The sequence below is a fragment of the Burkholderia sp. BCC0097 genome (assembly GCF_902832985.1).
In the GTDB taxonomy this organism is placed as follows: Bacteria; Pseudomonadota; Gammaproteobacteria; order Burkholderiales; family Burkholderiaceae; genus Burkholderia; species Burkholderia orbicola.
This window is the reverse complement of sequence record NZ_CADFDM010000007.1, coordinates 135,461-159,541: the sequence shown is the minus strand read 5'-3', so window position 1 is coordinate 159,541 and position 24,081 is coordinate 135,461. Positions and strand designations below refer to the sequence as shown.

The window sequence follows — 24,081 nt, the reverse complement described above, 5'->3', positions numbered from 1 at the left end:
GGCCCTACGCGCGCGCCGACGACACTTTACGCCGCCTTCATGCGGCCCGCAGCGCCCATTCGACATGCTCGCGCACGACCGGCGACGGATCGTCGGCCCGGGCGCGCAGCGCGGCGACGATCGCATCGCGCGCGGGCGGCGCGAGCCGGTCCGCGCCGGCGCGCAGTGCATTGCCGAGCCCGACCGCGAGATTGCGCAGCCAGCTTTCGTAGCCGATGCGCCGGATCGCGCTGCCCTGCATCCGCGTGTCGAATGCCTCCGCGTCCCACGCGAACAGCTCGACGAGCGTCGCCCGGTCGAGGCCGTGCCGCACGTCGAAATCGGCGACGGGCGCGGCCTGCGCGAACTTGTTCCACGGGCACACGAGCTGGCAGTCGTCGCAGCCGTACACGCGATTGCCGATCATCGGCCGCAGCGGCTCGGGGATGCTGCCTTTCAGTTCGATCGTCAGGTACGAGATGCAGCGGCGCGCATCGACACGGTACGGCTCGACGATCGCACCGGTCGGGCACGCATCGATGCAGCGGGTGCAGCTGCCGCAGTGCGCGCCGGGCGTCTCGGGCGCGGTGTCGGGCGACGTGTGCGCGTCGGTCGGCAGCGGCAGGTCGACGTAGATCTCGCCGAGAAAGAACAGCGAGCCGGCATCGCGCTGCAGCAGCAGCGTGTGCTTGCCGCGCCAGCCGACCCCGGCCTTCTGCGCGAGCTCGACCTCGAGCACGGGCGCCGAATCGGTGAACACGCGGTAGCCGAACCCGCCGATCTCGTGCTCGATGCGCTCCGCGAGCGTCTGCAGCCGGTGGCGCAATACCTTGTGATAGTCGCGGCCGCGTGCATAGATCGACACGACGGCCGCCTGCGGATCGTCGAGCCGCGCCCGTTCGCGCGCGCGCCAGTCGTGCGGCACGAGCGCGCCCGGCTCGCCGCCGGCCGCGTCGGCCGCGAGCGTGTGGGCCGGCAAATAGGCGAGCCGCACGGAGATCACGCGTCGCGTACCGGCCACAAGTTCGGCCGGCCGCGCGCGTTTCATCCCATGTTTCGCCATATAATCCATTTCGCCGTGGTAGCCGGCTTCCAGCCAGGCGGCGAGGCCCGCTTCGGCATCCGAGAGATCGGTATCGCTGATGCCGATCGCGCCGAAACCCAATTCGCGCCCCCACGCCCTGATGCGCGCGGCGAGCGCAGTCAACGCCGCATCGTCGAGCGCGCACGGCGCCGCGCCTTCGCCATGAGTCGAAGGCCTGTCGGATGCAGCGCGTTCCGGTAGTCGGTTCATCGCACTATTTTACGAGAATGCCAGCCACGTCCAGCCAACCGCCTCATGCCACGTTGCCCGCCCCGCTCGCGGAGCGCGTGGTCGCGCTCGCCGACGAAGCGGCAACCGAGGCCTTCGGCACCCGCTTCGCGCACGCACTCGACGCGGCGCGCCTCGAGCTCGACCGCGCCCATGCGTTCGACGGGCTGCAGATCCAGCTGGTCGGCGATCTCGGCGCGGGCAAGACGACCCTCGTGCGCGCGATCCTGCGCGGCCTCGGCCACCAGGGGCGCGTGCGCAGCCCGACCTATACGCTCGTCGAGCCTTACGCGCTCGAACGCAGCGATGGGGAACTCGAGGTCTATCACTTCGATCTGTATCGATTCAACGATCCGGCCGAATGGTCCGACGCAGGCTTTCGCGAATATTTCAATTCCACCGCGATTTGCCTCGTCGAATGGCCGCAACAGGCGGGCGCCCTGCTCGGCGTGCCCGATCTGGTTTTCTCGCTCGACGTGGATGGCGACGGCCGTGCCCTCACCGTCCGGGCGTACAGCGCTTCAGGAAAGGCATGTCTCGAAAGATGTTGATCAAACCGTTCCGCTCGATCGAATCGGCGGCCACCGCGACGCACAACTGGCGGCGCCGTCAGATCCTGCGCGCGGGGGCGTCGACGCTGGTGCTCGGTCTCGTCGCGCCGCGGCTCGCGCACGCGTCGTCGGTGCTCGGCGTGCGCGTGTGGCCCGCACGCGATTACACGCGCGTCACGATCGAATCCGACCAGCCGCTGCAGAATAGCCAACAGCTGCTGCAGGGTCCCGACCGTCTCGTCGTCGATCTGAGCGGCCTCGACCTCGACCAGGCGCTGCGCGACCTCGTATCGAAGATCGCGCCGAACGATCCGCAGATCCAGTCGGTGCGCGTCGGCCAGTATCAGCCGCACGTCGTGCGGATGGTGTTCGACCTGAAAGGCTCGGTGAAGCCGCAGGTGTTCACGCTGCCGCCCGTCGGCACCTACAAGTACCGGCTCGTGTTCGACCTGTATCCGGCCGTCGCGCCCGATCCGCTGTCGGACCTGATCGCGCAGACGGAACGCAAGGAACAGGCGCTCAACGACACCGCGCGCGCGCAGCAGATGCAGCCGCCGTCCACGCTGTCCGGCCCGGGCACCCCGCCGCCCGGCGCGGGCGACAACAGCGACGCGTTCTTCCAGCGTTTCGCGCAGAACACGCCGGCCACGCCGCACGCGCCGCCGGCCGCCGGCACGCCGTCGACGCCCGCGAAGCCGGCCGTCAAGCCGCCGCCCGTCATCGCGCGCCGCGACGACAGCGACGACGGCGACGACACCTACAAGTTCACCGCGCCGAAATCCGGCAAGGGCGGCACCGTGCGCCTGCTGACGGTCGCGATCGACCCCGGCCACGGCGGCGAGGACCCGGGCGCGATCGGCGGCGGCGGCACGTACGAGAAGCACATCGCGCTCGACATCGCGAAGAAGCTGCGCGCGAAGATCGACGCCGCACCGAACATGCGCGCGATGATGACGCGCGACGCCGATTTCTTCGTGCCGCTGAACGTGCGCGTGCAGAAGGCGCGCCGCGTCGGCGCGGATCTCTTCGTGTCGATCCACGCGGATGCGTTCACGACGCCGTCCGCGCGCGGCTCGTCGGTGTTCGCGCTGTCCGACCACGGCGCGACGAGCGCCGCGGCGCGCTGGATGGCGAACAAGGAAAATTCGTCGGACCTGATCGGCGGCATCAACATCAAGACGGCGGACGCGGCGGTGAACCGCGCGCTGTTCGACATGTCGACGACCGCGCAGATCCGCGACTCGCTGCGCTACGGCAACTACGTGCTGAAGGAAGTGGGCGGCATCAACAAGCTGCACAAGGGCTCGGTGGAGCAGGCCGGGTTCGCGGTGCTGAAGGCGCCCGACATTCCGTCGATCCTCGTCGAGACCGCGTTCATCAGCAACCCGGACGAAGAGCGCCGGCTCAACGACGACAGCTATCGCGACGAGATGGCCGATGCGATCTTCCGCGGCATCAAGCGTTATTTCGCCGCGAATCCGCCGCTCGCGAAGAGCCGGATGGCCTGAGCGCCATTACTCCCCAGCCGCCGGCACGCAGCGCGTGCCGGCGCGTCACGACGCCGCGAAGCGGCTCAGCAGTTTCCCGCCGAACACGTTCACCGCGAGCCCGCCCATCACGAGCGCGGCGCCGATCAGCTGCGATTGCGTCAGATGCTCGTCGAGCAGCAGCGCCGACGACGCGAGCCCGATGATCGGCACCAGCAGCGAGAATTGCGCGACCTGCGCGGCCGGGTAGCGCGACAGCAGGCGGCTCCACAGCCCGTAGCCGAGCAGCGTCGCGACGAACGCCAGATAGACGACCGCGAAGATCGACGCGCCGTTCAGCCCGGCGAGCGCGGTCGCGATCCGCTGCGGCCCTTCGAACCACAGCGACAGCAGGAAGAACGGCACGGGCGGCACGAGGCTTGCCCACACGACGAGCGACACGAGGTTCGCCTTGCCGACCTTCTTCGTGACGATATTGCCGACGGCCCACATCGCGGCCGAGCAGATCGTCAGCAGGAAGCCCGCGAGCGTCATCGCGCGGCCGCCCTGCGCGGCGATCACGACGAGCCCGCCCGCGGCGATCGCGAGCCCGACCAGGTTCTGCACGCGCAGCCGCTCGCCGAGGAACAGCATCGCGAACACCAGCGTGAAGAACGCCTGCGACTGCAGCACGAGCGACGCGAGGCCGGCCGGCATGCCGACGTACATGCCGGTGAACAGGAACACGAACTGGCCGAGCTGGATCGTCGCGCCGTACAGCACCAGCAGCCGCCAGGAAATCCGCGGCCGGCGCACGAAGAACACCGCGGGCACGGCCGCGAGCGTGAAGCGCAGCGCGCCGAGCAGCATCGGCGGCATGCCGTGCAGGCCGACCTTGATCACGACGAAGTTCACGCCCCATGCGAGGATCACGACCAGCGCGAGCAGCAAGTCCTTCGGGGCCATCATCGGCGTCTCCTCGATTGTCGGATTGTCGGTATGAAGCCGGTCAGTCTACCGGGTTTCGCCGCCCGGCCCGATACCCGCGCGGCCTGCATGGAATCGGCGGCGGACGCGGCGGCTTGTGCAATGCAGCGGCTTGCGCGACGCGATGAATGCCGCACGACGCGTGCCTGCGCGGGTGCATCGCGCCACGCGCGTTTCGCGTTCCTCCGTCACGCGCACCGCCGCGCCGCCAGTACAATGACCGGCAATCCCGCCGCTCCCCACGAGGCCCGCCATGACCGATTCGATCAAAGCCCTGTTGAAGCCGCACGTGCGCGACATCGGCAACCTGCAGGTGCGCCGCACGCTGCCCGCGCTCGCCGCACGCCTCGTCGGCCCGTTCATCTTCTTCGATCACATGGGGCCCGCCGCGCTGCCCGCCGGCACGGGGCTCGACGTGCGCCCGCATCCGCACATCGGGCTCGCGACGGTCACCTACCTGTTCGACGGCGCGATCCTGCACCGCGACAGCCTCGGCTCGCTGCAGGAAATCGTGCCGGGTGACGTGAACTGGATGACGGCCGGCCGCGGCATCGTCCACTCCGAGCGCACGCCGGACGCGCAGCGCGCGAGCGGCCACACCGTGCACGGCATCCAGACCTGGGTCGCGCTGCCGCAGGCGCACGAGACGACCGAGCCGTCGTTCGAGCACCACGCGGCCGACACGCTGCCCAAGCGCGACGAAAACGGCGTGGCGCTGACGGTGATCGCCGGCGACGCGTTCGGGCTGCATTCGCCCGTGACGACGTTCTCGCGCACGCTGTACGTCGCGGCCGAATTCGCGGCCGGCGGCCAGCTCGAACTCGATGCATCGCACGAGGAGCGCGCGGTCTACGTGGTCGACGGCGAACTCGCGATCGACGGCACGCCGGTACCGGCCGAACAGATGGCCGTGCTCTCGCCGGGCGCGACGGTCACGCTGACGAGCGGCAGCGGCGCGCGCGCGATGCTGCTCGGCGGCGAGCGGATGGACGGCGAACGCTTCATCGAGTGGAATTTCGTCGCGAGCAGCCGCGACGCGATCGAGCGGGCGAAAGCGGCGTGGACGCGCCAGGAAATGGGCAAGGTACCCGGCGAGACCGAGTGGATTCCGCTGCCCGAAGCGAAGCCGCGTTGAAAAAGCGGCGCGCCGCCCCCATCCTGACGATATTCGAACGGAAGAGAACGACATGGACACCACGCTTGCCACATTCGAGAAAGACGTCATCGAGGCGTCGCTGGACACGCCCGTGCTGGTCGACTTCTGGGCGCCGTGGTGCGGCCCCTGCAAGACGCTCGGCCCGCTGCTGGAAAAGCTCGAGGCCGATTACGCAGGCCGCTGGAAGCTCGTGAAGGTCAACGTCGACGAGAACCAGGAACTCGCCGCGCACTTCCAGACGCGCAGCATCCCGCACGTGATCGCGTTCGCCGACGGGCGCCCGGTCGACCAGTTCGTCGGCGTGCTGCCCGAGGGCCAGTTGCGCGCGTTCCTCGACCGGCTGCTGCCGGCGGCCGAGGAAGCCGAGCGCCGCGCCGCGCAGTATGCGATGGCCGAACAGCGCTTCGACGATGCGCTCGCCCACCTCGAAGCGGCGCTCGCACTGAACCCCGGTTACGACGACGCGCGCCTCGACCTGATCGAGTTGCTGCTCGCGCGCAACGAGGTCGACGCCGCGCGCGCGGAAACCGAGCGCCTGTCGCCGCAAACCGTGCAGAACGGCGATCCGCGCTACCAGGCGATCAAGACCCGTTTCGACGCGCTGGACGCCACGGCCGACCTGCCGCCGACCGATGCGCTCGAAGCGCGCATCGCGGCGAATCCGGCCGATCTCGACGCGCGCTTCGACCTCGCGCAGAGCCTGATCGCGCGGCGCGCGTACGAAGGCGCGCTGGAGCAGCTGCTGGAAATCGTGACGCGCGATCGCGCATACGGCGACGACCTCGGCCGCCGCACGATGATCTCGGTGTTCGAACTGGCCGGCGATCGCCCCGACCTCGTCGCCGCGTGGCGACGCAAGCTGAGCATGGCGCTCAACTGATGTACAAGCAGCCGGGCCTCTCGTGGCCCGGCTGACCTGCCGTATCGCTCGACGCGCGTTACCCGCGCCGCAGCATCACCCTTTCCTGCCCGCGCGTTGCACGCTCAGCCGGCCGCCTGTGCCGCGATCGCCCGCAGCGCATGCGCGGCCGCCGCGAAACCGAAGCTCGCGGTCACGCACACGCTCGAACCGAAGCCCGCGCAGTTGAGCCCCGCGACGTGCGCGGCCGCGGACGGCTCCGTGCCGTCCTCGATGTCGCAGGCCGCCGCTTCCGGGTAGATCAGCGGCTCGTCCGAATACACGGCGCTGACCTTGAAACGCGCCTTCGGCCCGCGCGGAAAACCGTGCTGCTTGCGCAACTGCGCACGCACCTTCGACAGCAGCGGATCCTGGATCGTCAGCGCGAGATCGTCGATGCGGATGCGCGTGGGGTCGAGCTGCCCGCCCGCGCCGCCGACCACGATCAACGGCTGCCGTTTCGCGACGCACCACGCGATCAGCGCGACCTTCGTGCGTACGCTGTCGATCGCGTCGATCACGTAGTCGAAGCCGCCGCCGAGCAGCGCGTCGAAGTTGTCGGGCTCGACGAAATCCTCGATCCGGTTCACGCGGCACGCGGGGTCGATCAGCGCGATACGCTCGGCCATCGCGTCGACCTTCGGCTTGCCGTAATTGCCGTCGAGCGCATGGATCTGCCGGTTCGTGTTGCTCTCCGCGACGTTGTCGAGATCGATCAGCGTCAGCGTGCCGACCGCGTTGCGCGCGAGCGCCTCGGCCACCCACGACCCGACGCCGCCGATCCCGATCACCGCGACGTGCGCCCGCTCGAACGCGGCCGCCGCCGGCGCGCCGTACAGGCGCGCGACGCCGCCGAAACGCCGCGCGCGATCCACGTCAAGCTGGATTTCCGGTGGCGGGGTAAGATCAGAAGAACTGGGCGGGGCAGCGTCGGCGGAGGACATGGCAGCAAGGAAAACGTAAGTCGTGCAGCCCTCTATTCTGCCTGAACTCCCCGCTCCCACGCGCCACTGTGCACGCACGATTCTCGCGCGTTCGCTATACTGGCCCCAGATTGAAGCGTTTGCATAACATGACGACTCTCGCCGATCTCCGCATCAACTATTCACGCGCTTCGCTCGACGAAGCCGATGCCGCCCCCGACCCCTTCGCCCAGTTCGATCGCTGGTTCAAGGAGGCGCTCGCCGCCAAGCTGCCCGAGCCGAACACGATGACGCTCGCGACGGTCGGCGCCGACGGCAGGCCGTCGGCCCGAATCGTGCTCATCAAGGGCGTCGACGAACGCGGGTTCGTCTTCTTTACCAATTACGAAAGCCGCAAGGGTCACGATCTCGCCGTGCATCCGCAAGCCGCGCTGCTGTTCTACTGGATCGAGCTCGAGCGCCAGGTGCGCATCGAAGGCCGGATCGAGAAAACCAGCGCGGAAGAAAGCGACCGCTATTTCGCGTCGCGCCCGCTCGGCTCGCGCATCGGCGCATGGGCGTCGGAGCAGAGCGCCGTGATCGACAGCCGCGCGACGCTCGAAGCGCGCGAGAAGGCCGTCAGCGAACGCTACGGCGACAACCCGCCGCGCCCGCCGCACTGGGGCGGCTATCGCCTCGTGCCCGACTCGATCGAGTTCTGGCAGGGGCGCCCGTCGCGGCTGCACGACCGCCTGCTCTATACGCGCGACGCGGCGGCGGCGTCGGGCTGGACGATCTCGCGCCTGTCGCCGTAAGCGCGGCGCCGGCGCGCGCCGGTCGTGTCTCGTGTTGCATCCGGGTGCCCGCGCCGCAAGCGGCGGGCGCCGGTCAGGATACTTGGCTGTATTCGATTCAACGAACAAACGGAGAATCCAAATGTTCTGGGAAAAGAAGCTGGCACAGTGGGCGGATGAAGTACGGGCGAAAGCGAACATACCGGCGCGACTCGTGCTGTGGAACGGCGATCAACTCGATTTCGGCACCTTCAGCGCACCGCAGGTGACGCTGAAGGTGAACAGCGCGTCGGCGTTGCCGCTGCTGCTCGAACCGAGCCTCGACAATCTCGGCGAGGCGTACGTGAAGGGCAAGATCGACATCGAAGGCAAGCTGTCGGACATCATCAACATCGGCTACTCGCTCGCGCGCAGCACCGTGACGAGCGCCAGCAAGCTCGCACGCGTGAAGCGCTATTTCAATCACACGAAGAGCACCGACAAGAAGGCGATCCAGTACCACTACGACGTGTCGAACGAGTTCTACCAGCTGTGGCTCGACGAGAACATGGTGTACTCGTGCGCGTACTTCGAGAACGGCGACGAGGATCTCGCCACCGCGCAGATCAAGAAGATCGACCACATCCTGACGAAGATCCAGTTGCAGCCCGGCCAGCGCCTGCTCGACATCGGCTGCGGCTGGGGCGCGCTCGTGCTGCGCGCCGCGCAGAAGTTCGGCGCGACGTGTCTCGGCGTGACGCTGTCGCAGAACCAGTTCGACCTCGCGACCGCGCGCGTGAAGGCGGCGGGGCTGGAGGACAAGATCGAGATTCGTCTGCAGGATTACCGCGAGATCGAAGGCCAGTTCGACCGGATCACGAGCGTCGGGATGTTCGAGCACGTCGGCCGCAAGAACCTGCCGCTCTACTTCTCGCGCGTGCGTGAACTGCTCGCCGACGACGGCATCGCGATGAACCACGGGATCACGTCGACCGATGCGGAAAGCGGCGAAACGGCGCTCGGCGGCGGCGAATTCATCGATCGCTACGTGTTCCCGGACGGCGAGCTGCCGCACATCAGCCTCGCGCTCGAAGCGGCGCAGCGCGGCGGACTCGAGGCGGTTGACGTCGAAAGCCTGCGCCGGCACTATGCGCGCACGCTCGATATCTGGACGGAAAACTTCGAAGCGAAAGCCGAGGAAGCGAGAAAGCTCGTCGACGACGAAAAATTCCGTATCTGGCGCGTGTATCTTGCCGGCTGCGCGTATGCGTTCGAGCACGACGACGTGTCGATCTTCCAGATCGTGTGCCGCAAGGCCGGACGCAGCGCGAAAACGCTGCCGTGGTCGCGGCGCTACATGTACGAACACGCGCTGCCGCGCTAGGCGGCGCATCACGCTGGGCATGCATGGGTGACGGCAGGACGCGGCGCAAGGCGCCGCCGCAACGACAGCAGCGCGACGACGCCGACGAGTCGCACGCCGACGGACAGTTCGACCTGTTCGGCGTGCCGACGGATGCCGCACGTGCGTCACCAGCGGACGACGAGCGCTCCGCCAGCCCCGATGAGCACGTGATGCCGGACACGCGGAAAGACGCACAACCGGCACCACCCCCTGCCCGTACGATCTCCCGTCCCGCCGACGACGAACCTGCGCCATCATCCGGCATGCTGTGGGACGAACCGTCCCCGCCGGCAGCGCCATCGAAGAAAGGCCGCCGCAAACGTGGCGTGCTTCCCGCACCGGTCCCGGCGGACGTCGCCGACGCCGCGGCAGGCCTGCCGCCGAACGTGCGGCTCGGCACGTCGTCGTGGTATTTCCCCGGCTGGAACGGCATCGTCTACGACGGCGATTTCGCGCAGACGAAGCTGTCGCGCGAAGGGCTCGAAGCGTACGGCGCGCATCCGCTGCTGAGGAGCGTGAGCCTCGATAGATCGTTCTACGGTCCGCTGTCGGTGGCCGATTACCTGCGCTACGCGCAGCAGGTCCCCGACGATTTCCGTTTCGTCGTGAAGGCGCCGGCCGCGGTGACCGATGCGGTGATCCGCGGCCGGCGCGGCGAGCCGTCCGGGCCGAACCCGACTTTCCTCGATGCCCAGCTCGCGACCCGCGAATTCGTCCAGCCGTGCCTCGACGGGCTCGGCCGCAAAGCCGGCGTGCTGGTGTTCCAGTTCTCGCCGCTGCCCGACCAACTGCTCGCGGAACCGGCCGCGCTGATCGACCGGCTCGCCGCGTTCTTCGCGGCGCTGCCGCCGCTGCCGCCGGATGCCGACGGCACGCGCTACGCGATCGAGATCCGCGACGCGTGCCTGCTCACGCCGCGCTTCATCCGCGCATTGGCCACGCTCGGCGTGCGCTACTGCGTCGGCCTGCACGCGCGGATGCCCGACCCGCTGCGCCAGGCCGCCGCGCTCGCGCTGCTCGACGGCGACGCGCCGGGCCCGCTGATCGTGCGCTGGAGCCTGCACGGCGGTTTCAAGTACGAGCAGGCGAAGGCGAAATACGAGCCGTTCGACAAGCTCGTCGACGAGGATCCGGCCACACGCTCGGCGCTCGCCGAACTGGCCGCGCGCTACGCGCTGGCCGGGCAGCCGGTGATCATCACGATCAACAACAAGGCGGAAGGCTCCGCGCCGCTGTCGTGCATCGCGCTCGCACGCGAAATCGCCGCCGCGTGCGCACAGTGGCGTAACGAGGCGGCGTGACCGCGGTTTCCGCCGCCGCCGACGCTTACGCGCCGCGCAGCGACTTCAGCCGGTGCGAGAACTTCTGCCGGAATTTCGCGAGCTTCGGCCCGATCACGACCGAGCAATAGCCCTGCCCCGGGTTGCGCGCGTAATAGTTCTGATGGTAGTCCTCGGCCGGCCAGTAGTTGCCGTCGAGCGGCACGACCTGCGTGACGATCGGCTGGCCGAACACCTGTTCGCGTTCGAGCTCGGCAATCACGTCGAGCGCCGTGTCGCGCTGCGCATCCGAATGCGTGAACACGACCGACCGGTACTGCGTGCCGACGTCGTTGCCCTGCCGGTTCAGCGTGGTCGGATCGTGCGTCGCGAAGAAGATCTCGAGGATCTCGCGATAGCCGATGCGTGCCGGATCGAACGTCACGTTGACGACTTCCGCGTGGCCGGTGTCGCCTTCGCAGATGTCGCGATAGCCGGGATTGCGCGTATGGCCGCCCGCGTAACCCGACTGGACGGCCGTCACGCCGTCGACGTCGAGAAACACGGCCTCCGTGCACCAGAAACACCCGCCTCCGAGCGTCGCGGTTTCAAGCATCTCGTTCCCCATGAAATCAGTCCCTCGTGGATGACGGCAGCCGGCACGCCAGTGCCGGCGCCATCGTTTCGCATCGCCGCTGCCCGCCCGCGAGGCGGGAGGCAGCGGCACTTCACCAAGTATCTCACTCGTGCGCGCAACTGGCAGATCGGACAGGGCGCCGCACGCGCCCCGCCGCGTGTTTCTCGTCTACACTTAGGCACGCGCAAGCGGCGGCCAACCCGTCGCACCCGCGCAGCGTCCGATGCATGCCCGCCCCCGATGCCCACATCATCTGCCGGAACATCGATATGCACGCCTTAACAGACATCGCCCGCGTCGCGGGCCCCGTCGCCGCTACGTCCATCGCGCCATCGCGATGGTGCACGCCCGTTTCACCGAGTGCGCGGCGCGCCAACCTCTCGCCTTTTCCCGCTTTCACGACCTGATGCACGGCATCGCGCGCGTCGCCGACGCGGGCGTCCGCCTGGCCGATCGCCGCGCCGGCATGATGCGCGCCGCGCGGCCACCGCAGTCCGCACGCCCGCAACGAACGGCCGTGCGTCCACGATTCGACACCATTCAGAGGACATCACCATGAGCATGCGGCCCGACCCGACGTTTCACGCTTCGCCCGAGCTTGCGATGCAGGCGCCGGCGGAGGAGTTTGCCTATACGTTGTTGCTGAGCCCCGATTTTTCCAGACCCGACGCGCTCGCGGTGATCGACGTGAAGCCCGGCTCGTCGACGTACGGCAAGATCGTGCACACGGTGACGATGCCGAACACCGGCGACGAGTTTCACCACTTCGGCTGGAATGCGTGCTCGTCGTCGCTGTCGCCGCTGACCGGCCATGCGTTCCTCGAACGCCGCTTCCTGATCATCCCCGGCCTGCGTTCGTCGCGCATCTACGTGATCGACACGAAGCCGCATCCGACGCAGGCGCGCATCCACAAGATCATCGAGCCCGACGAGATCTTCGCGAAGACCGGCTATTCGCGGCCGCACACCGTGCATTGCGGGCCCGAGGGCATCTACGTGAGCACGCTCGGCGGCGCGGGCAAGGACGGCACCGACGGCGCGCCCGGCATCTTCATCATGGATTGCGAGACCTTCGACGTGCTCGGCCGCTGGGAGATCGATCGTGGCCCGCAGGACAAGCATTACGACTTCTGGTGGAACCTGCCGCGCGACTACATGGTGTCGAGCGAATGGGCGCTGCCGCCGCAATTCGAGAACGGGATCGTCCCCGAGGATCTGCTCGCGAACAAGTACGGGCACCGGCTGCATTTCTGGGACCTGCGCGCGCGGCGCAACGTGCAGACGATCGACCTCGGCGCGCAGCACCAGATGGCGCTCGAGGTGCGGCCCGCGCACGACCCGGTGCGTGAATACGGATTCGTCGGCGTCGTGGTCGATACGACCAATCTCGAAGGCTCGATCTGGACCTGGTGGCGCGAAGGCGGCAAGTTCCATGTGAAGAAAACCGCGACGATCCCGGCCGAACCGGCCGCGGCCGACGAGTTGCCGCCGCTGCTGCAAGGATTCGGCGCGGTGCCGCCGCTCGTGACCGACATCGACCTGTCGCTCGACGACCGCTTCCTGTACGTGTCGTGCTGGGGCACCGGCGAGATGCGCCAGTACGACGTGTCGGACCCGCACCACCCGGTGCTCGCGGGGTCGGTGCGCATCGGCGGCATCGCGCGCCGTGCGCCGCACCCGAACGGCCGCACGTTCGCGGGCGGCCCGCAGATGGTCGAGATCAGCCGCGACGGCCGGCGCGTGTACTGGACCAACTCGCTCTATTCGACGTGGGACGACCAGTTCTATCCGGACGGCGTGCCGGCCGCGCAGGTGCTCGCGCATGCGGGGCCGGACGGCGGGCTGACGCTCGCCGACGACTACTGGGTCGAATTCCCCGACGGCTATCGCGCGCACCAGATCCGGCTCGAAGGCGGCGACTGCTCGACCGACTCGTTCTGCTATCCGTCGGTCAAGCGTTGAGCGCCGGTCTTTCCGCGCCGCTCGGGTTGTGGGCGGCCGTGCTCGCGAGCGGCGTCTATCACGGGCTCAACCCGGCGATGGGCTGGCCGCTCGCGGTATCGAACGCGCTGATGACGCGCCGCGGCGGCGCGCTCGTCGCGGCGCTCGGCTATCTCGCGCTCGGCCATGCGCTGGCCGTCTTCGCGGTGATGCTGCCGTTCGGGCTGCTTGCGGCGCTGCTCGCGTGGCAGACGGCGATCCGGATCGGCGCGAGCGCGCTCGTGATCGGCTTCGGCGCGGTGTTGCTGATCCGGCGCCGGCATCCGCGGGCGCTCGCGCGAATTCCGCCTGCGCGGCTCGGCCTGTGGTCGTTCGCGGTCGCGCTCGCGCATGGCGCGGGGCTGATGCTCGTGCCGATCTACCTCGGCCTGTGCGGGCTCGACCGGGATGCCGGCCACCGCGCGGCGGCGAGGCTCGTCGATGCGCATCTCGGGATGGCGCTCGTCGTCGCGGCCGTGCATGCAGCCGCGATGATCGCCGCCGGCGGCGGGCTCGCGTGGCTCGTGTACCGCTATCTCGGGCTGAAGTTCGTGGCGCGGAGCTGGTTCAATCTCGATGCGGTGTGGGCGTCGAGCCTGATCGTGACGGGAGCGCTGTCACTCGGGCTGGCGGCGGCGCGATAGTGCGGGCAGCGATGCCCGGTTCGTGCAATGCGGCACCGAATGGAATGGCCGCACCGTTAAAAAACGTGACGGAACGGCGTTGCCGGCCGCGCGCCGCAGTGTTCGCTACGTCACCCTGCTGTCGCGACGCGCCGCCCGACCGGGCCCGGCGCCCCCGATTCCGCTAAAATCGGGCCATGCGCATCCCTTCCCAATCGACCGCGTTGTCATTCTTCGTCCGCCGCGCCCGTCGCGCCCGTGTCGTGTCGCGCCCGCCCGTCCCGTTCCGGATGGCTGCCCGATGAGCCACGCCAATCCGCCGGATTTCGACGCGGCCGCCTTCCGGCAGGCGCTCGGCCAGTTCGCGACGGGCGTGACGGTGATCACGACGCGCGCGCCGTCCGGCCAGCTGATCGGCATCACCGCCAGCTCGTTCAATTCGGTGTCGCTCGATCCGCCGCTCGTGCTGTGGAGCCTCGCGCACAAATCGGCGTCGACGCCGGTGTTCCGCGGCAACAGCCATTACGTGGTGAACGTGCTCGCGGCGTCGCAGCTCGACCTGTGCAAGCGCTTCTCGACCTACAAGGGCGACCGCTTCGAAGGGATCGCGCATGCGGCCGGCAATTCGGGGATGCCGGTGCTCGACGGCGCGCTCGCGTGGTTCGAATGCCACAACCGCAGCCGCTACGACGAAGGCGACCACGTGATCTTCGTCGGTGAAGTGGAGCGCTGCGGCGTGCGCGCGGTATCGGAAACGGCCCCGCCGCTCGTGTTCCACGGCGGCGGCTTCCACGGCCTCACACCGCTTTGATCGCTCCCGTGCGCGCCAGCCCGACCGGCGCGCCGGCTTCGTCCTTCAGCGTCTGCAGCACGATGTTCGACCGGATGTCCATCACGCCCGGCGCCTTGTACAGGCGGTTCAGCACGAAATCCGAATAGTGCTTGAGGTTGTGCGCGAGCACGCGCAGCAGATAGTGGCTCTCGCCCGTCACGACGAACGCGCCGACCACCTCCGGCCATTCGCGCAGCGCTTCCGCGAAGCGCTCGTGCCATTGATTCTCTTCGTTGCGCATCGACACCTGCACGAACGCCTCGAGCTCGAAGCCGAGCTTCTCGCGGCTCAGGCACGCGCGATAGTGCTCGATCACGCCCTGCTCCTCGAGCAGGCGCATGCGACGCAGGCAGGCGGATGGCGAAAGCGAGATGCGTTCGGCCAGGTCGAGATTGCTGATTCTGCCCTCCTCCTGCAGTACCGCCAGAATCCGGCAGTCGGTGGCATCGAGCGTGATCGCGTGCATTTTTGGTCCCCGTTTTCCCTCTGAGTCGAATTATCTGCCAATCCGGCGGATTGTCCATGTTTATTTCGCAAGCACTTTCTGCGAGCGTCCACCTATCATTCGAAGGATCGAATCACGCCTCGTCATGCCATGGACACACTCTGGGACATCTCGCCGCCGGTCAGCCCCGCCACCCCCGTGTGGCCGGGCGATACGCCGGTTGCCGTCGAACGCGTATGGCGGATGGAGGCCGGCTCGCCGGTCAACGTCGCGCGCCTGACGCTGTCGCCGCACACGGGCGCGCACTGCGACGCGCCGCTGCACTACGATGCCGACGGCGCGCCGATCGGCGCGGTGCCGCTCGACACCTATCTCGGCCCGTGCCGCGTGATCCACTGCATCGGCGCATCGCCGGTCGTGCGGCCGACCGATGTGGAAGCCGCGCTCGACGGCGTGCCGCCGCGCGTGCTGCTGCGCACGTATGCGCGCGCCGCGGTCGAACAATGGGATAGCGCTTTCTGCGCGGTCGCGCCCGATACCGTCGACCTGCTCGCCGCGCACGGCGTGAAGCTGATCGGCATCGATACGCCGTCGCTCGACCCGCAGGAATCGAAGACGATGGACGCGCATCACCGCGTGCGCGCGCACCGGATGGCGATCCTCGAAGGCATCGTGCTCGACGACGTACCGCCCGGCGACTACGAACTGATCGCGCTGCCGCTGAAGTTCGCGACGCTCGACGCAAGCCCCGTGCGCGCGGTGCTGCGCGCGCTGCCGGCGCACGCTTCCTGATTACCCGACCTACATCCCCACATCATGATGATCAAGACCCGTGAAGATGCGCTCGCGCTCGACCGCGACGACCCGCTGGCCCCGCTGCGCGACCAGTTCTCGCTGCCCGACGGCGTGATCTACCTCGACGGCAACTCGCTCGGCGCGCAGCCGCGCGCGTCGGCCGCCCGCGCGCAGCAGGTGATCGGCGCCGAATGGGGCGAAGGCCTGATCCGCAGCTGGAACACGGCCGGCTGGTTCGCGCTGCCGCGCCGCCTCGGCGACAAGCTCGCGACGCTGATCGGCGGCGCGCCCGGCGAAACGGTCGTGACCGACACCATCTCGATCAACCTGTTCAAGCTGTTGTCGGCGATGCTGCGCCACCAGTCGGAGCGCGCACCCGAGCGCCGCGTGATCGTGTCGGAGCGCTCGAACTTCCCGACCGACCTGTACATCGCGCAGGGGCTGATCGAGCAGCTCGGCGGCGGCTACGAGTTGCGCCTGATCGACGATCCGGCCGACCTGCCCGGCGCGCTCGGCGCGGACACGGCCGTCGCGATGATCACGCACGTGAACTACCGCACCGGCTACATGCACGACATGCCGGCCGTCACGCAGCTCGTGCACGACGCGGGCGCGCTGATGCTGTGGGATCTCGCGCACTCGGCCGGCGCGGTGCCGGTCGACCTGAACGGCGCACGCGCGGACGGCGCGGTCGGCTGCACGTACAAGTACCTGAACGGCGGGCCCGGTTCGCCCGCGTTCGTGTGGGTGCCGCAGCGCCATCTCGCGCATTTCTCGCAGCCGCTGTCGGGCTGGTGGGGCCACCGTGCGCCGTTCGCGATGCAGCCGGGCTTCGCGCCCGATCCGGGCATCGCGCGCTTCCTGTGCGGCACGCAGCCGATCGTGTCGATGTCGATGGTCGAATGCGGGCTCGACGTGTTCCTGCAGACCGACATGGACGCGATTCGCCGCAAGTCGCTCGCGCTGACCGACGCGTTCATCGCGCTCGTCGAGGCGCGCTGCGCGGGCCTGTCGCTGAAGCTCGTCACGCCGCGCGCGCATCACCAGCGCGGCTCGCAGGCGAGCTTCGAGCATCCGCACGGCTACGAAGTGATGCAGGCGTTGATCGCGCGCGGCGTGATCGGCGACTACCGCGAGCCATACGTGCTGCGCTTCGGCTTCACGCCGCTCTATACGCGCTTCGCCGACGTGTGGGATGCGGTCGAGACGCTGCGCGACATCCTCGCCACCGACGCGTGGAAGGCACCCGAGTTCGCCGAACGCGGCGCGGTGACCTAACCGGTTCTGCGCGGCGCGCCGCCGTTGCATGCCGCCGTTGCATGCGAAGCGCGCCACGCGTTCGTCATTCAAATCTGGAGAAAGTCGTGAATTCTGGTCATATGCAGCCCCCCGGCGGCGACGCGCCGGCAGGCTGCCCGTTCTCGGGCGCACGCGCCGCACAATCGGCGCAAGCCGCGCACGAAGCCCCGCACGTGCCGGGCGAGGCCGACGCTCAAGCCGGCTGGCACAACGCGCAGCTCGATTTCTCGAAGTCGATGAGCTACGGCGACTACCTGTCGCTGAATTCGATCCTCGACGCGCAGCATCCGCTGTCGCCCGATCACAACGAGATGCTGTTCATCATCCAGCATCAGACGAGCGAGCTGTGGATGAAGCTCGCGCTGTTCGAATTGCGCGGCGCGCTCGATGCGGTGCGCACCGACGCGCTGCCGCCCGCGTTCAAGATGCTCGCGCGCGTGTCGCGCATCCTCGAGCAGCTGGTGCAGGCGTGGAACGTGCTGTCGACGATGACGCCGTCCGAGTATTCGGCGATGCGGCCGTATCTCGGCCAGTCGTCGGGCTTCCAGTCGTACCAGTATCGCCAGCTCGAATTCCTGCTCGGCAACAAGAACGCGCAGATGCTGCAGCCGCATGCGCACCGGCCCGACATCCTCGAACAGGTGCGCGCGACGCTCGAGGCGCCGTCGTTCTACGATGAAGTCGTGCGACTGCTCGCGCGGCGCGGCTTCCCGATCGCGCCGGAACGGCTGGAGCGCGACTGGACCCAGCCGACGCGGCACGACGAGACGGTCGAGGCCGCGTGGCTCGAGGTCTATCGTCATCCGCAGCAGCACTGGGAGCTGTACGAGATGGCCGAGGAACTCGTCGATCTCGAGGATGCGTTCCGCCAGTGGCGCTTCCGTCACGTGACGACGGTCGAACGCATCATCGGCTTCAAGCAGGGCACCGGCGGCACGAGCGGCGCGCCGTACCTGCGCAAGATGCTCGACGTCGTGCTGTTCCCCGAGCTCTGGCACGTGCGCACCACGCTGTAACGCACGCCTCGCGCCCGCCGTCACGACGATCACGACGACGTGCGGGCGAGCGCCTCCCCTTCGCGCGGCTGCTCCGCCGCCCGCGACAGCCGCGGAATGTGCCGCCGCATCGCGAGCAGCGCGATGCACACCACCCCCATCGCGACGGCCAGCATCGTCAGGTACGCGCCCGCGCCGCCCGCCGTGATCACGATCGCGCCCGCGAACGCGCTGAGGATCGCGCCGAGCCGGCCGAACGCGAGCGCGCTCGCGGTGCCCGTCGCGCGCACGGCCGTCGGATAGATGTACGCGCACAGCGCATACATCGTCGACTGCACCGCGTTGACGAACAGCCCGTGCAGACCGAGCCCGACGATCAGCCAGCCGGTATGGCGGCTGGCATCGACGCCCATCAGCCATACCGCGCTTGCCGCGCCGCCGATGCTGCACAGCGCGAGCGGCCAGCGCGACCCCGCATGCGCGATCGCCCACGCGCACAGCAGCGCGCCGATCACGCCGCCGAGGTTGTACGCGGTGAGGCCCGAGCCCGCGACCGACACGCTCAACCCGCTCGCCGCGAGCATCGTCGGCAACCAGCTGAACGCCGCGTACACGGCGAGCAGGCACATGAAGAACGCGCACCACAGCGCGATCGTGTCGCGCGCCTGGCCGCTCGCGAACAGCGCGCCGAACCCGCCGCGGCTGCCCGGCGCACGGGCGTCCTTCGTATCGGTGAACACGGTGCCCGGTGCGACCGGCCGCTGCATCCGCGCGAGCAGCGCGCCGAGTTCCGGCCAGCGTGCGGGGCGCCGCGCGAGATAGCGCGGCGATTCGGGCAACGCGCGCACCAGCACGAAGCCGAGCACGAGCGGCAACGCGCCGCCCGCGAAGAACAGCCCGCGCCAGCCGTAGCGCGGCAGCACCTCGTGCGCGAACAGGCCGGCCAGCATCCCGCCGAGCGGCACGCAGACGATCGTCGCGGTCACCATCATCGTGCGGCGCCGCGCGGGCGTGTATTCGGCGGTCATCGTCGTGGCCGTCGGCAGCGCGCCGCCGATCCCGAGCCCCGCGCAAAAACGCAGCATCGCGATCGTCGCGACGTCGGGCGCGAACCCGATCGCGCAGGTCGCGATGCCGAACAGGAACACGCTGCCGATCACGGCCTGGCGGCGGCCGAAGCGGTCCGCGACGATCCCCGCGCAGGCGCTGCCGATGCCCATCCCGACCAGTCCCGCCGCGACGGCCGGCGCGAACGCGCCGCGCGTGATGCCCCATTCGCGGATCAGCACCGGAATCGCGAAACCGATCAACTGGCCGTCAAAGCCGTCGAGCACGATCGCGAGCGCGGCGAGCAGCACTACGCAGCGCTGCATCGGCGTGAACGGGCCGTCGTCGAGCGTCGTGCCGATGTCGATCGACGGCGGCCGCCGTTCATTCAGTGCGTCGGGCGTGCTCATGCGGCCTCCCGGACGCCGCGCGTCGGCGGCAAGATGCGCGAACGGTGCGCGACAAGACAACGGCATTCGATGGTTTTCATGGCGTCTCCGGTTGTCCGGGCTGGCGCGCGCACGCGTGCCCGAATCTCATGCTGTGCAGTCGAGCGGCGCCCATCGATCGGCGCCGGTGTCTCGTCCCACCCTTCACGATCCGGCGCCACCGCCCCGCGGGTGCGGCATCCGTATCGTCATGCGGCGCCAGCCGGCCGCCGGCCTGCTGCTCAGTTCGCCCGTGCGTCGATCAACCGGACCAGTGCGAGCAGCGTCTCCGCGTGCGGCACCGCCACGCCCGCTTCGCGTGCGGCGGCGACGACCTTGCCGCTGATCGCATCGATTTCGGTGCGACGGCCCGCGAGCACGTCCTGCAGCATCGACGGGCGATGGCCGCGATGGTCGCGGATCGCATGCTCGACGTTGCGCGCGATACGCTCGCCGTCGACCGCAATGCCCTTCGCGCGCGCGACGGCGGCCGTCTCGGCCGCGATCGCCAGCGCGAGCCGCGGCCCGTCGTGATGATGGCCGAGCTGGTCGACGGTGCAGCCCGTCGTCGCGCACAGCGTGTTGAGCGCCGCGTTGAACGCGACCTTCTCCCAGATCGCGGCCCATACATCGGCGTCGAGCGTGCACGCGAGCCCCGCGCGCGACAGCGTGTCGGCCACGGCTGTCGCAAATGGACGTGCCGCCCCGTCTGCCGTCATCATCCGGATCGTGCCGGCGCCGTGCGAGCGCACGTGCGCAGGGCCGGCCGCATCGGCCGGCCACGTCGTCACGCCGACCAGGATGCGCTCGAGCGGCACGAACGCGTTCAGCGTCTCGACGTTGCCGAGCCCGTTCTGCAGCGTCAGCACGAACGTGTCCGAGCTCAGCAGCGCGCGCACGCCGTCGAGCGCCGCCCGCGTATGCAGCGATTTCGTGAAAACGATCAGCAGATCGAACGGTGTGTCGAGTGCTGCGGCCGCGTGCGTATTCGCGGCTTCCGGCCGCACGGCCTGCAGCGTGCGAACGCGCCGGTCGCCGCGGTCGTCGTCGATGCGCAGCCCGTCGCGGCGGATCGCATCGAGATGCGCATCGTTCACGTCGATCAGCGTGACGGCTTCGCCGCTTTCGGCGAGCCGCCCGCCAAACAGCGAGCCCATCGCGCCCGCGCCCAGAATTGCAATTCTCATCGTCGGCGGCCTCGTCAGAACGGATAGTGGCGCGGGGCCGTCTGCACGGTGATCCAGCGCAGGTCGGTGAACGCGGCGATGCCGGCCTTGCCGCCGAAGTGGCCGAAGCCGCTGTCCTTCACGCCGCCGAACGGCATCTGTGCCTCGTCATGCACGGTCGGGCCGTTCACGTGACAGATGCCTGCCTCGATGCGCGCCGCGACGCGCAGCGCCCGCGCGACGTCGCGGCTGAACACGGCCGACGCCAGCCCGAACGCGTTGTCGTTCGCGCAACGGATCGCGGCCTCCTCGCCGTCGACGCGCACGATGCCCTTCACCGGGCCGAACGATTCTTCCGCGTAGATGCGCATCGCCGGCGTCACGTGGTCGAGCAGCGTCGCGGGAAACAGCGTGCTGTCTGCCTTGCCGCCGCACCGCAGCGTCGCGCCGTGCGCGAGCGCATCGTCGATCAGCGCGTTGCAGCGCTCGACGGCCTTCGTGTCGATCAGCGAACCGAGCACGACGGGCCCGTTGCGCGGATCGCCGAGCGGCAGCGACGCGGCCTTGTCGGCGAGCTTCGCGACGAACGCATCGGCGATCGAGGCGTCGACGACGATGCGCTCGGTCGACATGCAGATCTGCCCGGAATTCGCGAATGCGCCGAATGCGGCCGCGGCAACCGCCGCGTCGAGATCGGCATCGTCGAGCACGACGAACGGCGCCTTGCCGCCGAGCTCCAGCACCGACGGCTTCAGGTGACGCGCGCACGCTTCGGCGACGATCCGGCCGACCCGCGTCGAGCCGGTGAAATTCACGCGGCGCACGGCCGGATGCGCGATCAATGCATCGACGACGGCGCCCGCATCGTCGGGCGCATTCGTCACGAAATTGACGACGCCCGGCGGCAGTCCGGCCTCCTGCAGCGCCTCGACGACCAGCCCGTGCGTGACGGGGCACAGCTCCGAGCCCTTCAGCACGACCGTGTTGCCACACGCGAGCGGCAGCGCGAGCGCGCGCGTCGCGAGAATCACCGGGGCATTCCACGGCGCGATGCCGAGCACGACGCCGGCCGGTTGCCGCACGCCCATCGCGAGCGAGCCCGGCACGTCGGACGGGATCAACTCGCCGCCAACCTGCGTGGTCAGCGACGCGGCCTCGACGAGCCCGCTCGCCGCGAGCTGCACGTTAAAGCCGGCCCACAGCGCGGACGCACCCGTCTCGGCCGCCATCGCGGCGACGAACTGCTCGTGCTTCGCTTCGAGCGCGGCGGCCGCCTTCAGCAGCAATGCGCGCCGCGCGCCGGGGCCGAGCGCGGCCCAGCCGGGAAACGCGCGGGCAGCCGCGTCGGCCGCCGCGCGCGCATCGTCGACGGTGCACGCGGGCGCTTCGGACGCGACTTCGCCGTCGAGCGGGTTGCGGCGCACGAAGGTCGCGCCGCCGGACGAGTGGCGGCGTTCGCCGCCGATCAGCATCGCTACGGTTTGCATGGAATCTCCGGAAAGACGCGCGCGGCGCGTCAGGCAATCTCGACTTCGACGACGACCGGCGTCGCCGCGCGCAGCGCGTCGGTCAGCGCATCGCGCAGCCTCGCCGCTTCGGCGACGCGCACGCCGCGACAGCCCATTCCTTGCGCGAGCACGACGAAATCCAGGTCGGGCAGATCGGTGCCTTGCACCGGATCGTCGGGGCCGAAGCCGAACACGGGCGCGAAATCCTGCAGCGCCGCGTAACGCCGGTTGTTCAGGATCACGAACGTGATCGGCAGCTTCAACTGCGCGGCGCTCCACAGCGCCTGGATCGAATACAGGCTCGAGCCGTCGCCGATCAGCGCGATCACGCGCCGGCCCGGCTGCGCGAGCGCGACGCCGACGGCGGCCGGCATCCCGTAGCCGAGCCCGCCGCTGTCCATCGTGTAGAACGTGCCACTGCGCGTGAACGGCAGATGTTCCTGCATCACCGGCCGCGCGCTCGGCGCCTCCTCGACGACGATGTCGTGCGCGTCGCGCACGTCGGCGAGCGTCTGCAGCGCGAACGCGGCCGACATGCGTTCGCCGGCAGCAGGCGCGTCGACGCGCATCCGCGGCGCGCGCGGCTCGGGCATCGGCCGCTCGGGCGGCGCGGGCCGCGCCAGCAGATCGCGCGCGGCGAGCCGCAAATTGCCGACCACCGCATCGCCCGACGGCGTCCACGCGGCGACGCCCGGATCGTCGACGAGCTGCACGAGCGTCGCGCCCGGCGGCACGTGCGGGCCGAAGCCCTCGATGTGATAGGTGAACGCAGGCGCGCCGAACGCGAACACGAGATCGTGCCCGTCGAGCCGCGCGACGATCTTCTCGCGGATCGCGGGCAGAAAGCCGGCGAACAGCGGATGATCCTCGGGAAAGCTGCAGCGCCCCGACATCGGCGCGACGTACACGCGCGCCCGGTGCCGCTCGGCGAGGCGCACGACGTCGTCCCATGCGCCCGCGCGATCGACGGCCGCGCCGACCACGAACGCCGGGCGGCGCGCCGCGTCGAGCGCGTCGCCAAGCCGCGCGAGCGCGTCGGGATCGGGCCGCACGATGCTGCTCACGTCACGGCGCGGCAGCAATTCGGCCGGCTGATCCCAGTCGTCGACCGGAATCGACACGAACACGGGGCCGCGCGGCTCCTGCATCGCGATGCGGTACGCCCGCGCGAGCGCGGCCGGCACGTCCTGCGCGCGCGCCGGCTCGATGCTCCATTTCACGTACGGCTTCGGCAGCTCGGCGGCCTGCGTCGCGCCGAGGAACGGATCGAACGGCAGAATCGCGCGCGCCTGCTGGCCCGCGGTGACGATCAGCGGTGTGCGGTTCTTGAACGCGGTGAAGAGATTGCCCATCGCGTTGCCGACGCCCGCCGCCGAATGCAGGTTGACGACCGCCGCATTGCCGGTGGCCTGCGCGTGCCCGTCGGCCATCCCGACCACGACGGCCTCCTGCAGGCCGAGCACGTAGCGGAAATCGGCGGGGAAGTCGCGGAACATCGGCAGCTCGGTCGAGCCGGGATTGCCGAACACGAGGTCGATGCCGAACTGGCGGAACAGGTCGATCACGGCGTCGCGAACCGTGACGGGTGCGGCGGAATGGGACGGGGTGCCGGACATGCTCGGGCGTCTCCTCGATGGC

At 69.4% G+C, this 24,081-nt stretch carries 23 protein-coding genes; 14 read left to right on the top strand and 9 right to left on the bottom strand.

Annotated elements, in window-relative coordinates; all coding sequences use genetic code 11:
• Positions 1–37 precede the first annotated feature (37 nt).
• On the bottom strand, positions 38–1,273 hold the full coding sequence (gene queG / locus HWX07_RS23855) for a tRNA epoxyqueuosine(34) reductase QueG (RefSeq protein ID WP_175877890.1): 1,236 nt from the start codon (positions 1,271–1,273) through the stop codon (positions 38–40).
• A gap of 17 nt (positions 1,274–1,290) precedes the next feature.
• Between queG and tsaE the strand changes: the two genes are divergently transcribed.
• Together tsaE and HWX07_RS23845 are read left to right on the top strand one after the other, a co-directional pair.
• Positions 1,291–1,842, top strand: coding sequence for a tRNA (adenosine(37)-N6)-threonylcarbamoyltransferase complex ATPase subunit type 1 TsaE (gene tsaE / locus HWX07_RS23850; RefSeq protein ID WP_034174436.1), 552 nt, complete (start codon positions 1,291–1,293; stop codon positions 1,840–1,842).
• Complete coding sequence (locus tag HWX07_RS23845; protein ID WP_124702175.1) at positions 1,824–3,350, top strand: N-acetylmuramoyl-L-alanine amidase; 1,527 nt, start codon at positions 1,824–1,826, stop codon at positions 3,348–3,350. The genes tsaE and HWX07_RS23845 overlap by 19 nt, the downstream gene beginning before the upstream one ends.
• Positions 3,351–3,395: 45 nt before the next feature.
• On the opposite strand, the gene HWX07_RS23840 is transcribed toward HWX07_RS23845, so the two are convergent.
• Positions 3,396–4,274 carry an EamA family transporter gene (locus HWX07_RS23840; protein WP_175878158.1) on the bottom strand — a complete coding sequence of 293 codons (879 nt, stop codon included), beginning with the start codon at positions 4,272–4,274 and terminating at the stop codon, positions 3,396–3,398.
• Positions 4,275–4,548: 274 nt separating this feature from the next.
• Between HWX07_RS23840 and HWX07_RS23835 the strand changes: the two genes are divergently transcribed.
• Both HWX07_RS23835 and trxA read left to right on the top strand, forming a co-directional pair.
• Positions 4,549–5,430: a pirin family protein gene (locus HWX07_RS23835; RefSeq protein WP_175877889.1), complete on the top strand. Its 882-nt coding sequence runs from the start codon at positions 4,549–4,551 to the stop codon at positions 5,428–5,430.
• A gap of 52 nt (positions 5,431–5,482) precedes the next feature.
• A complete protein-coding gene (trxA, locus tag HWX07_RS23830) occupies positions 5,483–6,331 on the top strand; it encodes a thioredoxin (protein WP_011694383.1) in 849 nt (282 codons plus the stop codon).
• A 104-nt stretch (positions 6,332–6,435) separates the two neighbouring features.
• Here trxA and HWX07_RS23825 read toward each other — a convergent pair whose 3' ends face one another.
• Complete coding sequence (locus HWX07_RS23825; protein WP_175877888.1) at positions 6,436–7,293, bottom strand: tRNA threonylcarbamoyladenosine dehydratase; 858 nt, start codon at positions 7,291–7,293, stop codon at positions 6,436–6,438.
• A gap of 128 nt (positions 7,294–7,421) precedes the next feature.
• Here HWX07_RS23825 and pdxH point away from each other — a divergent pair, with 128 nt between their 5' ends.
• From pdxH to HWX07_RS23810, 3 genes are all read left to right on the top strand, one after another.
• A complete protein-coding gene (gene pdxH / locus HWX07_RS23820; protein WP_011546060.1) occupies positions 7,422–8,066 on the top strand; it encodes a pyridoxamine 5'-phosphate oxidase in 645 nt (214 codons plus the stop codon).
• A 121-nt stretch (positions 8,067–8,187) separates the two neighbouring features.
• On the top strand, positions 8,188–9,408 hold the full coding sequence (locus HWX07_RS23815; protein ID WP_089468306.1) for a cyclopropane-fatty-acyl-phospholipid synthase family protein: 1,221 nt from the start codon (positions 8,188–8,190) through the stop codon (positions 9,406–9,408).
• 23 nt (positions 9,409–9,431) lie between these two features.
• A complete protein-coding gene (locus HWX07_RS23810; RefSeq protein ID WP_175877887.1) occupies positions 9,432–10,730 on the top strand; it encodes a DUF72 domain-containing protein in 1,299 nt (432 codons plus the stop codon).
• Positions 10,731–10,755: 25 nt separating this feature from the next.
• Here the strand turns inward: HWX07_RS23810 and msrA are convergent, their stop codons facing one another.
• Positions 10,756–11,316 (bottom strand): peptide-methionine (S)-S-oxide reductase MsrA, encoded by a 561-nt coding sequence (msrA, locus tag HWX07_RS23805; RefSeq protein ID WP_043888519.1) that lies wholly within the window; start codon positions 11,314–11,316, stop codon positions 10,756–10,758.
• A 346-nt stretch (positions 11,317–11,662) separates the two neighbouring features.
• Here msrA and HWX07_RS23800 point away from each other — a divergent pair, with 346 nt between their 5' ends.
• The 4 genes from HWX07_RS23800 (at position 11,663) to HWX07_RS23785 (ending at position 14,739) form a co-directional block, all read left to right on the top strand.
• Positions 11,663–11,884, top strand: coding sequence for a hypothetical protein (locus tag HWX07_RS23800; protein ID WP_154234414.1), 222 nt, complete (start codon positions 11,663–11,665; stop codon positions 11,882–11,884).
• On the top strand, positions 11,881–13,287 hold the full coding sequence (locus HWX07_RS23795; protein WP_175877886.1) for a selenium-binding family protein: 1,407 nt from the start codon (positions 11,881–11,883) through the stop codon (positions 13,285–13,287). Before HWX07_RS23800 ends, HWX07_RS23795 begins: the two co-directional genes overlap by 4 nt.
• Positions 13,284–13,949 carry a hypothetical protein gene (locus HWX07_RS23790; RefSeq protein ID WP_175877885.1) on the top strand — a complete coding sequence of 222 codons (666 nt, stop codon included), beginning with the start codon at positions 13,284–13,286 and terminating at the stop codon, positions 13,947–13,949. Before HWX07_RS23795 ends, HWX07_RS23790 begins: the two co-directional genes overlap by 4 nt.
• A gap of 280 nt (positions 13,950–14,229) precedes the next feature.
• On the top strand, positions 14,230–14,739 hold the full coding sequence (locus HWX07_RS23785) for a flavin reductase family protein (protein WP_006477993.1): 510 nt from the start codon (positions 14,230–14,232) through the stop codon (positions 14,737–14,739).
• Here HWX07_RS23785 and HWX07_RS23780 read toward each other — a convergent pair.
• On the bottom strand, positions 14,726–15,226 hold the full coding sequence (locus HWX07_RS23780) for an Lrp/AsnC family transcriptional regulator (RefSeq protein ID WP_006477992.1): 501 nt from the start codon (positions 15,224–15,226) through the stop codon (positions 14,726–14,728). The two genes, HWX07_RS23785 and HWX07_RS23780, sit on opposite strands and share 14 nt — an antisense overlap.
• Positions 15,227–15,355: 129 nt before the next feature.
• Here HWX07_RS23780 and kynB point away from each other — a divergent pair, with 129 nt between their 5' ends.
• The 3 genes from kynB (at position 15,356) to kynA (ending at position 18,315) form a co-directional block, all read left to right on the top strand.
• Complete coding sequence (kynB, locus tag HWX07_RS23775) at positions 15,356–15,997, top strand: arylformamidase (protein WP_175877884.1); 642 nt, start codon at positions 15,356–15,358, stop codon at positions 15,995–15,997.
• Between the two features lie 30 nt (positions 15,998–16,027).
• The gene (gene kynU / locus HWX07_RS23770) at positions 16,028–17,278 is read left to right on the top strand and encodes a kynureninase (protein ID WP_175878156.1); all 1,251 of its coding nucleotides are present in this window, start codon (positions 16,028–16,030) and stop codon (positions 17,276–17,278) included.
• 101 nt (positions 17,279–17,379) lie between these two features.
• Positions 17,380–18,315: a tryptophan 2,3-dioxygenase gene (gene kynA, locus HWX07_RS23765; RefSeq protein WP_175878157.1), complete on the top strand. Its 936-nt coding sequence runs from the start codon at positions 17,380–17,382 to the stop codon at positions 18,313–18,315.
• Between the two features lie 29 nt (positions 18,316–18,344).
• On the opposite strand, the gene HWX07_RS23760 is transcribed toward kynA, so the two are convergent.
• From HWX07_RS23760 to mdlC, 4 genes are all read right to left on the bottom strand, one after another.
• On the bottom strand, positions 18,345–19,751 hold the full coding sequence (locus HWX07_RS23760) for an MFS transporter (protein WP_175877883.1): 1,407 nt from the start codon (positions 19,749–19,751) through the stop codon (positions 18,345–18,347).
• Between the two features lie 260 nt (positions 19,752–20,011).
• A complete protein-coding gene (locus HWX07_RS23755; RefSeq protein ID WP_175877882.1) occupies positions 20,012–20,956 on the bottom strand; it encodes a 2-dehydropantoate 2-reductase in 945 nt (314 codons plus the stop codon).
• Positions 20,957–20,970: 14 nt separating this feature from the next.
• A complete protein-coding gene (locus tag HWX07_RS23750; RefSeq protein ID WP_175877881.1) occupies positions 20,971–22,422 on the bottom strand; it encodes an aldehyde dehydrogenase in 1,452 nt (483 codons plus the stop codon).
• A gap of 29 nt (positions 22,423–22,451) precedes the next feature.
• On the bottom strand, positions 22,452–24,059 hold the full coding sequence (gene mdlC / locus HWX07_RS23745) for a benzoylformate decarboxylase (protein WP_175877880.1): 1,608 nt from the start codon (positions 24,057–24,059) through the stop codon (positions 22,452–22,454).
• Positions 24,060–24,081: the final 22 nt, after the last annotated feature.

Coding starts and splice junctions, on each gene's coding strand:
- queG (WP_175877890.1), bottom strand. CDS start 1,273: ATGAACCGACTACCGGAACGCGCTGCATCCGACAGGCCTTCGACTCAT.
- tsaE (WP_034174436.1), top strand. CDS start 1,291: ATGCCAGCCACGTCCAGCCAACCGCCTCATGCCACGTTGCCCGCCCCG.
- HWX07_RS23845 (WP_124702175.1), top strand. CDS start 1,824: ATGTCTCGAAAGATGTTGATCAAACCGTTCCGCTCGATCGAATCGGCG.
- HWX07_RS23840 (WP_175878158.1), bottom strand. CDS start 4,274: ATGGCCCCGAAGGACTTGCTGCTCGCGCTGGTCGTGATCCTCGCATGG.
- HWX07_RS23835 (WP_175877889.1), top strand. CDS start 4,549: ATGACCGATTCGATCAAAGCCCTGTTGAAGCCGCACGTGCGCGACATC.
- trxA (WP_011694383.1), top strand. CDS start 5,483: ATGGACACCACGCTTGCCACATTCGAGAAAGACGTCATCGAGGCGTCG.
- HWX07_RS23825 (WP_175877888.1), bottom strand. CDS start 7,293: ATGTCCTCCGCCGACGCTGCCCCGCCCAGTTCTTCTGATCTTACCCCG.
- pdxH (WP_011546060.1), top strand. CDS start 7,422: ATGACGACTCTCGCCGATCTCCGCATCAACTATTCACGCGCTTCGCTC.
- HWX07_RS23815 (WP_089468306.1), top strand. CDS start 8,188: ATGTTCTGGGAAAAGAAGCTGGCACAGTGGGCGGATGAAGTACGGGCG.
- HWX07_RS23810 (WP_175877887.1), top strand. CDS start 9,432: ATGGGTGACGGCAGGACGCGGCGCAAGGCGCCGCCGCAACGACAGCAG.
- msrA (WP_043888519.1), bottom strand. CDS start 11,316: ATGGGGAACGAGATGCTTGAAACCGCGACGCTCGGAGGCGGGTGTTTC.
- HWX07_RS23800 (WP_154234414.1), top strand. CDS start 11,663: ATGGTGCACGCCCGTTTCACCGAGTGCGCGGCGCGCCAACCTCTCGCC.
- HWX07_RS23795 (WP_175877886.1), top strand. CDS start 11,881: ATGAGCATGCGGCCCGACCCGACGTTTCACGCTTCGCCCGAGCTTGCG.
- HWX07_RS23785 (WP_006477993.1), top strand. CDS start 14,230: ATGAGCCACGCCAATCCGCCGGATTTCGACGCGGCCGCCTTCCGGCAG.
- HWX07_RS23780 (WP_006477992.1), bottom strand. CDS start 15,226: ATGCACGCGATCACGCTCGATGCCACCGACTGCCGGATTCTGGCGGTA.
- kynB (WP_175877884.1), top strand. CDS start 15,356: ATGGACACACTCTGGGACATCTCGCCGCCGGTCAGCCCCGCCACCCCC.
- kynA (WP_175878157.1), top strand. CDS start 17,380: ATGCAGCCCCCCGGCGGCGACGCGCCGGCAGGCTGCCCGTTCTCGGGC.
- HWX07_RS23760 (WP_175877883.1), bottom strand. CDS start 19,751: ATGAGCACGCCCGACGCACTGAATGAACGGCGGCCGCCGTCGATCGAC.
- HWX07_RS23755 (WP_175877882.1), bottom strand. CDS start 20,956: ATGAGAATTGCAATTCTGGGCGCGGGCGCGATGGGCTCGCTGTTTGGC.
- HWX07_RS23750 (WP_175877881.1), bottom strand. CDS start 22,422: ATGCAAACCGTAGCGATGCTGATCGGCGGCGAACGCCGCCACTCGTCC.
- mdlC (WP_175877880.1), bottom strand. CDS start 24,059: ATGTCCGGCACCCCGTCCCATTCCGCCGCACCCGTCACGGTTCGCGAC.